Source organism: Pseudomonas sp. FG98 (genome assembly GCF_057808595.1).
The window spans coordinates 1-13631 of sequence record NZ_JBMDIJ010000117.1 but is presented as its reverse complement, the minus strand read 5'-3'; the positions used below and the strand labels follow the sequence as shown (position 1 = coordinate 13631).

Annotated in this window: 10 protein-coding genes; 8 read left to right on the top strand and 2 right to left on the bottom strand. The window is 65.3% G+C overall.

Annotation, left to right across the window (positions count from 1 at the left end; all coding sequences use genetic code 11):
• The first annotated feature begins 168 nt into the window (after positions 1-168).
• From ACODSK_RS30470 to ACODSK_RS30455, 4 genes are read left to right on the top strand one after another with little or no spacing between them, the layout of a single operon-like run.
• Positions 169-1626: an MBOAT family O-acyltransferase gene (locus ACODSK_RS30470; protein ID WP_489021548.1), complete on the top strand. Its 1458-nt coding sequence runs from the start codon at positions 169-171 to the stop codon at positions 1624-1626.
• Between the two features lie 11 nt (positions 1627-1637).
• Positions 1638-2798 (top strand): alginate O-acetyltransferase, encoded by a 1161-nt coding sequence (locus ACODSK_RS30465; protein ID WP_489021546.1) that lies wholly within the window; start codon positions 1638-1640, stop codon positions 2796-2798.
• A gap of 6 nt (positions 2799-2804) precedes the next feature.
• Positions 2805-3461, top strand: coding sequence for an alginate O-acetyltransferase AlgF (locus ACODSK_RS30460; RefSeq protein WP_489021544.1), 657 nt, complete (start codon positions 2805-2807; stop codon positions 3459-3461).
• Between the two features lie 39 nt (positions 3462-3500).
• Positions 3501-4952 carry a mannose-1-phosphate guanylyltransferase/mannose-6-phosphate isomerase gene (locus tag ACODSK_RS30455; RefSeq protein WP_489021542.1) on the top strand — a complete coding sequence of 484 codons (1452 nt, stop codon included), beginning with the start codon at positions 3501-3503 and terminating at the stop codon, positions 4950-4952.
• Between the two features lie 154 nt (positions 4953-5106).
• Here the strand turns inward: ACODSK_RS30455 and ACODSK_RS30450 are convergent, their stop codons facing one another.
• Positions 5107-7881 (bottom strand): RHS repeat domain-containing protein, encoded by a 2775-nt coding sequence (locus ACODSK_RS30450; RefSeq protein WP_489021541.1) that lies wholly within the window; start codon positions 7879-7881, stop codon positions 5107-5109.
• A gap of 180 nt (positions 7882-8061) precedes the next feature.
• Here ACODSK_RS30450 and ACODSK_RS30445 point away from each other — a divergent pair, with 180 nt between their 5' ends.
• The 4 genes from ACODSK_RS30445 to ACODSK_RS30430 all read left to right on the top strand — a co-directional run bounded on the left by ACODSK_RS30445 (position 8062) and on the right by ACODSK_RS30430 (position 12652).
• On the top strand, positions 8062-8526 hold the full coding sequence (locus tag ACODSK_RS30445; protein ID WP_489021539.1) for a multidrug transporter: 465 nt from the start codon (positions 8062-8064) through the stop codon (positions 8524-8526).
• A 73-nt stretch (positions 8527-8599) separates the two neighbouring features.
• Entirely contained in the window at positions 8600-8950 is a 351-nt protein-coding gene (locus tag ACODSK_RS30440) for a hypothetical protein (protein WP_489021538.1), read from the top strand.
• Between the two features lie 35 nt (positions 8951-8985).
• Positions 8986-11769: an RHS repeat-associated core domain-containing protein gene (locus ACODSK_RS30435; protein ID WP_489021536.1), complete on the top strand. Its 2784-nt coding sequence runs from the start codon at positions 8986-8988 to the stop codon at positions 11767-11769.
• Between the two features lie 58 nt (positions 11770-11827).
• Positions 11828-12652 carry an SDR family oxidoreductase gene (locus tag ACODSK_RS30430; protein ID WP_489021534.1) on the top strand — a complete coding sequence of 275 codons (825 nt, stop codon included), beginning with the start codon at positions 11828-11830 and terminating at the stop codon, positions 12650-12652.
• Between the two features lie 115 nt (positions 12653-12767).
• Here ACODSK_RS30430 and ACODSK_RS30425 read toward each other — a convergent pair whose 3' ends face one another.
• The gene (locus ACODSK_RS30425) at positions 12768-13562 is read right to left on the bottom strand and encodes an SDR family NAD(P)-dependent oxidoreductase (protein WP_489021532.1); all 795 of its coding nucleotides are present in this window, start codon (positions 13560-13562) and stop codon (positions 12768-12770) included.
• Positions 13563-13631 lie beyond the last annotated feature (69 nt).

The window sequence follows — 13631 nt, the reverse complement described above, 5'->3', positions numbered from 1 at the left end:
CGATGGGGCCCGACTGAACACCTTGGCTGAACCTGCCGGCTTCATCGCTGGCAAGCCAGCTCCCACAGGGACCGCAGTAGCACTGATTCATCGGTTTCCCCCGGCCCAACGGCTGGGGGGTTTGGGGGGCGCTGTTGCCCCGGATGCTGAACAACAAGGAGAACCGGGATGGTCTTCTCGTCCAACGTGTTCCTGTTCCTGTTTTTGCCGGTTTTCCTCGGCCTGTACTACCTGAGCGGCCAACGCTACCGCAACCTGCTGTTGTTGCTGGCCAGCTACCTGTTCTACGCCTGGTGGCGGGTGGACTTCCTCGCCCTGTTCGCCGGGGTCACCCTGTGGAACTACTGGATCGGCCTCAAGGTCGGCGCCGCCGGCGTACGCACCAAGCCGGCCCAGCGCTGGCTGTTGCTCGGCGTGGCCGTCGACCTGTGTATCCTCGGCTACTTCAAGTACGCCAACTTCGGCGTCGACAGCATCAACGCGATCATGGCGTCGTTCGGCCTCGAGCCGTTCATCCTCACCCATGTGCTGCTGCCGATCGGCATCTCGTTCTACATCTTCGAGTCGATCAGCTACATCATCGACGTGTACCGCGGCGACACCCCGGCCACCCGCAACCTGATCGACTTCGCCGCCTTCGTCGCGATCTTCCCGCACCTGATCGCAGGCCCGGTGCTGCGCTTCAAGGACCTGGCCGACCAGTTCAACCACCGCACCCACACCGTCGACAAGTTCGCCGAGGGCTGCACCCGCTTCATGCAGGGCTTCATCAAGAAGGTGTTCATCGCCGACACCCTGGCAGTGGTCGCCGACCATTGCTTCGCCCTGGAAAACCCCACCACCGGCGATGCCTGGCTCGGCGCCCTGGCCTACACCGCACAGCTGTACTTCGACTTCTCCGGCTACAGCGACATGGCCATCGGCCTGGGCCTGATGATGGGCTTCCGCTTCATGGAGAACTTCAAGCAGCCGTACATCAGCCAGTCGATCACCGAGTTCTGGCGGCGCTGGCACATCAGCCTGTCGACCTGGCTGCGCGACTACCTGTACATCACCCTCGGCGGTAACCGCGGCGGCACCCTCGCCACCTACCGCAACCTGTTCCTCACCATGCTGCTGGGCGGCCTGTGGCACGGTGCCAACTTCACCTACATCATCTGGGGCGCCTGGCATGGCCTGTGGCTGGCGATCGAACGGGCCCTGGGCCTGGACACCAACCCGCAGCGCTTCAACCCGATCAAGTGGGCCTTCACCTTCCTTCTCGTGGTCATCGGCTGGGTGATCTTCCGCGCCGAAAACCTGCACGTGGCCGGACGCATGTACGCCGCCATGTTCAGCCTCGGCGACTGGAACCTCTCCGAGCTCAACCGCGCCAGCCTCACCGGCCTGCAGGTGGCGACCCTGATCCTGGCCTACATCACCCTGGCCTGGTTCGGCCTGCGCGACTTCTACCGCAACGCCAAACCGACCGCCAAGGCCAGCCCGGTGGTGGTGCACAACGATGGCAGCGTCAGCCTCGACTGGAGCCTGTATGCGACCCGCGTGCTGGTCCTGCTGCTGTTCGTCGCGTCGATCCTCAAGCTCTCGGCGCAGAGCTACTCGCCCTTCCTCTACTTCCAGTTCTGAGCGAGCCGACCATGACCCGATCACTACGCATTCTCTACTCGCTGCTGTTCCTCGCCCTGCTCACGGCGCTGGGCATCTGGTCCCTCGGCGGGCTTGGCGGCTTCCAGCGCACGGCGCAGATGAGCCTGCTCGACGGCAAGCTGGCCAAGGCCGCCGAGACCCACTACGACGAGCAGTTCCCGCTCAAGCGCATCGGCACCAACCTGTGGGCGGCACTGGACTTCAAGCTGTTCAACGAAGGCCGTCCAGGTGTCGTGCTGGGCCGCGAGCAGTGGCTGTTCAGCGATGAGGAGTTCAAGCCGACGGCCAACGCCGAGGGCATCCAGGCGGAGAACCTGGCGCTGCTGCGCGGCGTACGCGACACCCTGCGCGAGCATGGCGTCGAGCTGGTGCTGGCGATTGTTCCGGCCAAGGCCCGGGTGTATCCCGAGTACCTCGGCGAGCAAGCCCCGGCCAGTCTGCATGACGATCTCTACAACAGCTTCCACGCCCAGGCCCGCCAGGCCAACATTTTCGCCCCGGACCTGTTCGGCCCGCTGGAAGCGGCCAAGGCCCGTGGCCAGGTGTTCCTGCGTACCGACAGCCACTGGACGCCGATGGGTGCCGAAGTCGCCGCCCAGCAACTGGCCGAGGCCGTGGCCCGCCAGACCCTGCTCAGCGGCACGCCGCAGACCTTCATCACCGAGAACCAGGAACGGGCGCCATACAAGGGCGATCTGACCAACTTCCTGCCCCTCGACCCGCTGTTCAGCAACCTGCTGCCCAAGCCGGACCAGTTGCAGAAGCGCAGCACCCGCGCTGCCGACGACAACGCCTCCAGCGACGGCGATGGCCTGTTCGCCGACAAGCAGATCCCGGTGGCCCTGGTCGGCACCAGCTACAGCGCCAACCCCAACTGGAACTTCCTCGGCGCGCTGCAGCAGGCCCTGCACAGCGACGTGGCCAACTACGCCGAGGACGGCCACGGCCCGATCCTGCCGATGCTCAAGTACCTGCAAGGCGACGAATTCAAGAACAGCCCGCCACAACTGGTGGTGTGGGAGTTCCCCGAGCGTTATCTGCCAATCAAGAACGACCTCAGCGGCTTCGACCCGCAATGGATCGCGCAACTGAAGAAAACCCGCAACGCCAATCAAGAGCTGGCCCTGACGTCCAACCGGACCGAACACTAAGAGGAAATGCACATGCACACGTCCAAGCACCGTATCGCCAAAGCCTGCGCCCTCGCCGCCGGCCTCACCCTCGCCTCGCTGCAAGCCTGGGCCGGCGGCGACGCCGCACTGTACGGCCCGAGCGCGCCGAAAGGCTCGACCTTCGTGCGCGTCTACAACGCTGCCAGCCAGCCGGTCTCGGCGACGGTCGGCAACACCCCGATCAACCAGGTCGGCGCCCAGGCCAGCAGCGATTTCAGCTTCATGCCGCAAGGCGACTACAGCGCCAAGGTCGGCAGCGCCAGCCTGCCGGTGAAGCTGGCCGCCGACCACTACTACACCCTGGTTAACCACGCCAACGGCAAGCCGCAACTGGTGGAAGAACCGCCGTTCCGCAACAAGCAGAAATCCCTGGTACGGGTGCAGAACCTCAGTGACCAGGCCCTGACCCTGAAGACCGCCGACGGCAAGACCGAAGTGGTCAAGCCGGTGGCCGCCGCCGGCCGCGGCGAGCGCGAGATCAACCCGGTCAAGGTCGACCTGGCGCTGTTCGAAGGCGACAAGAAAGTCAGCGACCTGAAACCGGTCGCCCTCGAGCGCGGCGAAGCTGCCGTGCTCTACGTCACCGGCTCTGCCGGCAACCTGTCGCCGGTCTGGGTCAAGCGCCCGGTCGCGACCCGCTAACCCACTACTGCCCAACTTTCAGATTCGGAGAGCACAACCATGATTCCAGTCATCCTGTCCGGCGGTAACGGTTCGCGCCTGTGGCCCTTGTCGCGCAAGCAGTTCCCCAAGCAGTTCCTCGCCCTTACCGGTGACCACACGCTGTTCCAGCAAACCCTGTCGCGCCTGGTCTTCGAAGGCATGGACGCACCCATCGTGGTGTGCAACAAGGACCACCGTTTCATCGTCAACGAGCAACTGACCACGCTCGGCCTGGAGACCCAGGCCATCCTCATGGAGCCCTTCGGCCGCAACACCGCGCCGGCGGTGGCCCTGAGCGCGATGAAGCTGGTCAACGAAGGCCGCGACGAGCTGATGCTGGTACTTCCGGCCGACCATGTGATCGATGATCAGAAGGCCCTGCAACGCGCCCTGGCCCTGGCCACCGTGGCCGCCGAGCGCGGCGAGATGGTGCTGTTCGGCATCCCCGCGACCAAGCCGGAAACCGGCTATGGCTACATCCGCTCCAGCCAGGATGCGCTGCTGCCGGAAGGGGTCAGCCGGGTCGCCCAGTTCGTCGAGAAACCCGATGAAAAACGCGCCCGCGAATTCGTCCAGGCCGGCGGTTACTTCTGGAACAGCGGCATGTTCCTGTTCCGCGCCAGCCGCTTCCTCGAAGAACTGAAAAAACACGACCCGGACATCTACGACACCTGCCTGCTGACCCTCGAACGCAGCGCGGAAGACGGCGACAGCGTGAGCATCGACGAAGCCACCTTCGCCTGCTGCCCGGACAACTCCATCGACTACGCGGTGATGGAAAAGACCCAGCGCGCCTGCGTGGTGCCACTGTCCGCCGGCTGGAGCGATGTCGGCTGCTGGTCGTCGCTGTGGGACGTGCACCCCAAGGACGACAACGGCAACGTCACCAAGGGCGACGTGGTGGTGCAGGACAGCCGCAACTGCATGATCCACGGCAACGGCAAGCTGGTCTCGGTGATCGGCCTGGAGAACATCGTCGTGGTGGAAACCAAGGACGCCATGATGATCGCCCACAAGGACAAGGTTCAGGGGGTCAAGCAACTGGTCAACACCCTCGACGCCCAGGGCCGCAGCGAAACCCAGAACCACTGCGAGGTGTACCGGCCGTGGGGCTCCTACGACTCGGTGGACATGGGCGGGCGCTTCCAGGTCAAGCACATCACGGTCAAGCCGGGCGCCAGCCTCTCGCTGCAGATGCACCACCACCGCGCCGAGCACTGGATCGTGGTCTCCGGCACCGCCGAAGTGACCTGTGACGAGAACGTCTTCCTGCTCACCGAAAACCAGTCCACCTACATCCCGATCGCCTCGATCCACCGCCTGCGCAACCCGGGCAAGATCCCGCTGGAGATCATCGAGGTGCAGTCCGGCAGCTACCTGGGCGAAGACGATATCGAGCGCTTCGAGGACATCTACGGGCGCTCGACGCCGATCGAACGCGGGGTGTCGATCAAGACCATCGCGCAGTAAGCAACTGCGCAGCACCACATCAGCCCCTGATCCGGCTGATGTGGTGCAGTCACCGGGTAAACCTGTAAATCCGCACGCTCCAGGTGCCGGCTTGCACGGGGCAGGCAGCGTCGTAGAGGCAGCGGTAATCGAGCCTGGGCATGCAGGGACCCGGTCATTGCCGCCGGGCCTTGTGGAATGCCGAGGCGAAATCGGAAAGCGTATTCGCGTTATGCAACATGACCTTGTAGCGAATCGCAGGATGCTTGCGGAAGTACTCCTTGCGCTGTCTCAAACCGCGTGGTTTCGGCAAGCCGAGCTCGTGGGCACCTGTATTGACCAGGCGCCGGTACCAAGGCTTCATCGAGCCCGGCATCCTGGATTCGCGTGGTCCTTTCCGCGCCCTGTAGGCGAGTCTTTCATGCACGGCGACCGCTCGCTGCGCCGGCGTTCCCGTGCTCCCCAGCTTTGGAAAGTCATCCCAGTAGTCGAGGACATCGTTTTCGTTGGGAACATGCTGGTGATCCCTGTTCATGGCATGCAGGGCTTCATGAAACAGGATGGCCGCGAGGTCGATCGGCTCGGCGCCAGCGATCCTGGTCCCCATTGCAATCCGTCCGCCACGTCCCTCGACATGAGATGTCAGTGTGGCGGCCAATTCGTCCGGGTCATTCAGCTCGGCCAGAACCAATCTCCAGCCTTCGTTCTTGCCTAACGCCTTCAGATAACGTCCGACCTGTCCCATGGTCCGCCACAGGTCCATTTTCAAACACTCCTGCGCGGCACCGTCCCCCAGGCTTTCCGCGCCGAAAGTCGAGCGCATCGCCGCTTCGAAAGTCCGCCCACGGTGACGCCCATCGAGTCCTTTCTGCACGGCCTGCGCCCACCTGAACCCCTCCGAAGCGGCATTGCGGAACTTGCCACGCAACTCCGGCGTGAAGTTATCCAGCCCCGAAACAAGAATTTTATCGCCGGTGTTGACCATGTCCTGTTCGACATCATCCATCACATCGAAGCCCTGCAACCCATCTGCATCCCGACGATTGACCGGTGCATTTGCGACCATGCAATACAGGTTCAGCCCATCCGCCTCTCCCGCCGGATCCGGGTTCAGCCAGCGTTGCCAATCCGTCCGGTAGTAGCGCGCGCCGTAGTAATACAACCCCGTCGCATCGCGCTCCTTGCCCGAATAGCGCACGGTCTTGTAACCCGCCTCGATCTCGTTGCGAGCAGCCCACCAGGCGGTACTGCCGAACGGATGAAAGACTTCGTGGCTGATCAGTACGGCATCGGCGTCCAGTTCGAGACTGCTGGAGCCCAGATGGTCGGCCAAGGCATAGCGCAACTGGTCCTGCGCAACCTCGTCGGGAAGACCTGTGTGCCAGTGCAGGACCCGCACACTACAAGTACCGGCCTGGATCAGCATGACGTCGAACTGCTCGCGGCTGTTTCGATGCCGCTCCAGCCCCGGCAGATAGCGCACTTCCCGGGTGTGGGTGCGCCTGGCCGCCTCGGCCGAGCCGAGCTTGCGCGCACGCTGCCCGGCAGCGTCGTAGAGGTAGCGCTCCCAGTCGTCGACGCCGCTCTCGCGGGTGACCGGCCTGACTTCGCGCAGTTCGTTGCGCGGGTTCCACGACAGGGCCACACCGGGATGCAGGCGCAGCAGATTGCCATTGGCGTCAAAGCCGCCGGCGAAGTCCTCGCCCTGCGCCAGGCAACGATTGGAATGCCGCTCCGCGACCAGGGTGCGACCATGGGCCTGGGCGCCGATATGGGTCAGTTCCAGCAGGTTGCCAGCGGCATCGTAGCGGTACCGCTGCCGATAGTTGCCGACTGCCCCCGGATCGAGCAGCGACCCCGGCCCCCGACTGGCCGCGCCGGCTTCCCAGCCACTGGCTTCGCGCAGCTGGTAGAGGCTGTCGTAGGCATACTCGCAACGCGGCTCGATACGCTGGTTGGCGAAATGGCGGACCGGGATGGCCAGGTCCTCCAGGGAAACCACGTTGCCCACCGGGTCGTAACCGTAGTGCAGGTCCTGCAGCATTTCACCGTCGGCCCGCCGTGCATGCAGGCGCAGCAGTCGGCCATCTTCCTCGCGGTAGGTGCGCTGGATAACCACGCCGTTGCCGAGACGCTCTTCTTCCATCCGGCCCCAGGCGTTGTAGCGGGCACTGTCCAGCAGCCGTTGCTCTGCGCCCTGGCCGAGGCGAATCCTGATTTCACGCAGCGTCCCGGCAACCGTCAGGGCAAAGACCTGGCGATGGCCGGCGGCATCGGTCTGCTCCAGCACCTCGCCGAGGGGACCATGTCGCCAACGGCTGATGGCGGCTTCGGGTTCCAGCAAGGCCTCCCGTTCGTCGATCGGCACAGGCCAGTCCGGGCTGTCCGCGACAAGGCAGAAACGACGAGCCTCGCGACTGACGCCACCACCCAGTGCATAACCTTCGAACGCCCGGCTGCCTGCCGTATCGTCATGCCGCAGCAGCCGTCCGCAGGCATTGACCAGGGCATGCTCGGGCGTGGCGTCGGCGTAGCTGTAGCGCTCAGTGCAAGCCTGCTGCTCATGCACGGCCAGCGGCCGCAGCAAGGCGTCATATTCCCGCTGGCGACGGTTGCCCTTGCCGTCCTCGAACCAGACACCCTGCCCGGCCTCGCCGAACAGGTTGCAGGCAAAGCCGGCATCGACGCTGTCACGACTCAGCTCGCGCCCCGACAGCGAATAGCGTTGACGCAGGTTGGCCGGTGTCGTGCCGTCCTGCTCGTGCAGTGCCCATAGCCGCGGATCCCGCTGTTCCACACAATGCCCGACGGCATCGTGACGATTGCCCCGGACACGCCGTTCAGCCGGCTCGCTCGCCAGCGCCCGGCAGTAAGCCACTTCGCGCAGGGCCAGGCCACGCGGGTCCTGGACGGCCAGCGTCGGGGTCAAGGCATGAATGGCGGCAGGCATGGCAACGAGTCCTTCGGCGCATCGGCATCGGACCAACATAACGGCATTGCCGCCCAGGCACAGCTAGCAGAAATGTCAGGTGCGGGCGACGCCGGTCATGCCGGCCCGGCAGCCACCAGACATGACAGCGCCCCATGCGCCCGCTAGGATCGCAGGATCGTCTTTCCCGGGGCATCGACCATGATCATCGGCATCCTGCTTATCCTGACCTGGCTGGTCCTGCTGCTGCGCTATCCGGCCAAGGCCCTGCCGGTGTCGCTGGCGGCACTGATCGGGCTGGTCATGGTCGGGGCCTGGGTGGTGTGGCTGGACAACCGTGAAGCACGCCAGTTGGCGCGTCTCGAACTGCGCCTGGACTACGCCCCGCAGGACTGCCCCGGCGGACGGCCGCTGCGGGTGCGGATGAACAACGGCAACGACGTGCCACTGACCGAACTGCACTGGCGCGTCGCCGCCTACGCGCCCGGCGACAGCGTCAACCTCGCCGAGAACACCTACTCGGCCCCGCGCTACCGTGGCCCCGGCGAACTCCAGGCCGGCGCCGACTGGAGCGACTGCCTGCCACTGCCGCCGCTGCGTCCCGGCTACCGTGCGCAGACTCTCGAGTTCCGCGCCGAGCATCTGCAAGGAAGTTTTGCGAACTAGTATTTTTGTCAGTTTCGCGATGAGTGCGGCGGGTATTCAATAAAGTCCATCACGGCTCAAAAAGGAGTCAGCCATGGACACCCGCCGCCTGAAAGGAATCGACGCTCTGGCCTGCCTGCTGGAAAGCGACGAACGCGATACCCCCGGGATGATCCTCGTCAGTTCCGCCACCTGCCCACTCAGCCTCGAACTGCAAGCCCTGATCCGCGAGCGGGCGCCGGCCTTCCCGCAGTTCATCTTCTACGAATTCGACATCGACGATTACAGCGCCACCAGCCAGGACGTCGCAGTGACCCGCCTGCTCGGCAATCTACGCGCCCGTGACCTGCCGGCGCAGATCCTCCTGCCCAGCAGCAGCAAGCCCAGCGTGATGAACGCGATCAGTCTGGCCGGGATACGCAAAGCGCTGCACCAGCTGTACTGAAGCGTTGCGGGCGCCTGCCCGCTGGAGACCGCGCCATGAGCAGAGCCGCCTCGCCGCACAGCGCAACGCCCACTCTAGTCGTGGTGGACCCGCGGGGCCTGACGCTGCGCGCGGTCGGCTACTGCCGGCAACTGGCCGACGAAATCGCCGAGGCGCGCATCGAGCGGCATGCCTGGAATGCTGCGGGTCACTTGCACGCCAGCCAGGATTCCCGGGGGCTGACCTACCTGCGGCTGATTCACGGGCTGTCGGGTCGGGCCCTGCTCGGCGAGAGCATGGATGCCGGCTGGAAACTGCACCTGCCTGGCGAAACCGGTCTGCCGCTGTCGACCTGGGATGCTCGCGGCAGTCACTGGCGCCTGCGCTATGACGCACGGCTGCGCCCGCTGGAGATCGGCGAGACCGCCGCCGAGGGCGCCGAGCGCATCAGCGAGCACTTCGAATACGCCGCTGCCGATGCCACGTTCGCCAAGCACAACCAGTGCGGCCGCCTGCTGCGCCATGACGATCCGGGCGGCACCTTGCACCTGTCCGGCTACGCCCTGGGCGGCGCGGTGCAACACCAGACCCGGCATTTTCTCGAGTCCCTCGACCCGGTGGATTGGCCGCTGGCCAGCGACGAACGCGACCTGCTGCTGGAAAGCGGCGCCGGCTTCACCACCCTCGAACACTACAACGCCACGGGCCAATTGCGCTCGCGCCGCGATGCCTGCGATAACCGGACCTTGTTCAGCCACACCCTCGACGGTCGTCCCGGACTGCTCGCCGTGCAACTGGCCGACGCCGACGCGCCTACGCCGCTGCTGACCGATATCGTCTACGACGTCTGGGGCCAGGTCGCCAGCCAGACCACTGGCAACGGCGTGATCACCCAACACACCCGCGATCCTGCCAATGGACGCCTGTCACGGTTGTGCGCGGGCCTGCCCGGCCAGGCCGCGCTGCTGGACCTGGAGTACCAGCACGACCCGGTCGGCAACACCCTGGAGATCGTCGACCACGCCCGATCGGTTCGGTACTTCGCCAACCAGCGCATCGAACCGCGCAGCACCTATCGCCATGACACGCTTTACCAACTGGTCGAGGCCAGCGGTCATGAATTCATCGACGCCCTCCCCGGTGCCGGCCTGCCGGAACTGCAACCCTTGCCCGGCGATCCGTCACGGCTGAGCAATTACCGCCAGCACTATGAATACGACGCCAGTGGCAACCTCAGGCAACTGCGCCATCTCGGCAGCCGCGAATACACGCGAACGCTAGTGGTCGCTGCAGACAGCAATCGCGCGCTGGCCCTGGACGATGCGCAGCGTCACGGTGATTTCGACCAGGCCTTCGATGCCGCCGGCAACCTGCGCCAGTTGCAACCGGGCCAGGCACTCGACTGGAACCCGCGCAACCGCCTCGAACGACTGACCACGGTGCGCCGCGACCAGGGCGTGGACGATCAGGAGTGCTACACCCACGATGGCGACGGCAACCGCCTGCGCAAGCTGAGCCAGCGCCTGGCCTCGGGACGCACCCTGGTCGGCGAGGCGCGCTACCTGCCGGGCCTGGAACTGCGCCGCGACGAGGCCACGAATGAACGGCTGCAGGTCATCCGCTGCGAGAGCGTCGAGATCCTCCACTGGGAACAGGGCTTGCCGAGCAGGATGGCTAACGACCAACAGCGTTACCAGCTGCGCGATCAACTGGGCTCTCACACCCTCGAACTGGACGGCCAGGCCACGTTGCTGAGCCAGGAGTTTTACTACCCGTTCGGCGGCACTGCCTGGTGGGCGGCGGCCAGCAGCAGCCAGGCGCGCTACAAGTACCGCCGCTACGCGGGCAAGGAGCGCGACGCCAGCGGCCTCTACTACTACGGTCAACGCTACTACGCGCCCTGGTTGCAGCGCTGGTTGAGCCCCGACCCGGCGGGTTATGTCGATGGCGCCAACCTCTATCGGATGGTCGGCAATCGACCACTGGATTTCACCGATCACCAGGGCACAGTGAAAATTCCGGTGGAAACGCTGCTGGGCGACGTCATCGATCCGATGGCCAAGCACATCGGCACCGGTTGGTATGAAGAGTTGCGCTGGAACGCCGACGCTCAGACTTTCAGCGGCACGGGCACGGTCTATGGCCGGGGCATGCAGGCGCTTGCCGGGCGGACGCCAGACTGGTCGCTGAGCGAAGACGGCAGCCCGGTCGCCCTGTTCCGCGACCGCAGCGATACCCTGCGCCTGTTCACCAATACCAATTTCCAGCACATGGGCATCCAGCCCGACATGGGTTTGCCGCTGTTCGCCGGTCTGATCAAGCGGGGCAGCAACGGGCAGGTCCTGTTCGACAACCATTCGGGGCATTACAAACCGCCTGCCGCCGTCGAGCAGGTCGCTGGCTGGCTGAACAGCCTGGCACCCGGTGCCGGCAATGTGAGCTATCAACCCATCGAACAATCCCGGGACTTTGCCGAGAGGCTTCGCCTCGACCCGGTCAGCGGCCCGGAAGAATACGCCGACATGGTCGAACGCTTTCGCGGCGACAAGAACCGGCTAATCGAGTACCTCCAGGACAACGACTTATGGGACCAGACCCGGGAGCACTACGGCAACGATGAAGTGCTGAACCTGATCTTCGCCATGCACGACAGCGGGATGAGCGCCGACGAGGTCCATCAGCAACGGAGCGCGGCCGCCAGGGCTGCACTGGTGACCAAGCCGGCGCCTCGTCGACGCCTGCCACCGCCCGCGTCGCTGCCAAATCGGCAAAGCGCTGCTGTGGTGCCGCGCAGGTCCGGGGGATTCATTGCCCTGTTCCGCACCTGCGTGGGGCGCTGATCGACAGGTGGTTCCTGTATGATCGCTCGTTCCTCCTCGCCACGAAGGACCGTGCACCATGCCTGTCGCACTGATCACCGGTTGTTCCAGCGGCATTGGCCGCGCCCTGGCCGACACCTTTCGCGATGCCGGCTATACCGTCTGGGCCACGGCGCGCAAACCCGCCGACGTGGAGAAACTGAGCGCTGCCGGGTTCCGCGCATGGCCGCTGGATGTCAACGACGCCCAGGCCCTGCAGCAGTTGGCTGCGGCCATCGAAGAGGCCCATGGCGGCCTGGACCTGCTGGTCAACAACGCCGGCTACGGTGCCATGGGGCCATTGCTGGATGGTGGTGTCGAAGCCATGCGCCGGCAGTTCGAAACCAATGTCTTCGCCGTGGTCGGCGTGACCCGCGCGCTGTTCCCGGCATTGCGTCGCGGCCGTGGGCTGGTGGTGAACATCGGTAGCGTGTCCGGCGTGCTGGTGACACCGTTCGCCGGCGCCTACTGCGCCTCCAAGGCAGCAGTGCATGCCCTCAGCGATGCCTTGCGCCTGGAGCTGGCGCCGTTCGGCATCCAGGTGATGGAAGTGCAGCCGGGGGCGATCCAGTCGAGTTTCGCCAACAATGCCGGGCATGAAGCCGAGCAGGTGCTGACGGCGGAATCGGCCTGGTGGCCATTGCGCGAAAGCGTCAAGGCCCGCGCCCGCGCCTCCCAGGACCGGCCGACCCCGGCCAGCGAATTTGCCGCCGGGGTGCTGGCGGCGGTACGCAAGTCGCCGGTGCCGGGGCTGGTCCGGCTGGGCAATGGCAGCCGGGCGCTGCCGTTGCTGGCGAACCTGCTGCCGTCGCGGTTGTTGCAGAAGGTGCTGAAGAAGAAGTTCGGGTTGAACCGGGACCTGTGATGCTCTCACTGGCCTCATCGCTGGCAACGCCAGCTCCCACAAGGTTCTGCGGTGCACGCATAACTTGTGGGAGCTGGCGTTGCCAGCGATAGGGCCCTCAAGATCAGCACATTTTTCAGGCAATCGACCTGACCACCCCACCATCCACCCGCATCGCCGCCCCGGTCGTGGCACTGGCCTGCCGCGATGCCAGGTACACCACCAGGTTGGCCACCTCCTCCACCGTCGCCAGGCGCTGGATGATCGAGCTGGGCCGGTGCTCGGCGATGAAGCTGGCCTCCAGCTCCGCCGTCGACACGCCCTGCTCCTTGGCCATCGCGCCGAAGAAATCGCCCACGCCTTCGGAACGGGTCGGTCCCGGCAACACCGCGTTCACAGTGACCCCGGTGCCTGCCAGGGTTTCCGCCAGGCCACGGGAGATCGCCAGCAGGGCGGTCTTGGTGGTGCCGTAATGGACCATCTCGGTCGGGATCTGCAGCGCCGACTCGCTGGACAGGAACAGCACCCGCCCCCAGTTGCGCTCCTTCATCCCCGGCGCGTAGTGCCGCGACAGGCGCACCGCGCTGAGCACATTGACCTCGAAGAAACGCTGCCAGTCTTCGTCGCTGATCTCGAAGAATCCCTTGGGCTCGAAGATGCCCAGGTTGTTGACCAGGATGTCGGTCTGCGGCACCTGCTCGAACAGTTGCCGGGCGCCTTCGGCAGTGCCGAGATCGGCGGCAACGCCGATGATCCGCGCCGCTGGCACGCGCTCGCGTACCTGCTTCAGGGCCTGATCGACCCGGGCCTGGCTGCGCCCGTTGAGCACCACCTCGGCCCCCGCCTCGGCCAGGCCGATGGCGATGGCCAGGCCGATACCGGCGGTGGAGCCGCTGACGATGGCGCGCTTGCCGTTGAGGGAGATTTGCATATGGGCCTCCTAGAATTGGATCGTTCGAAAGAGCAACGCGGGCCTTGTGGGAGCTGGCTTGCCAGCGAT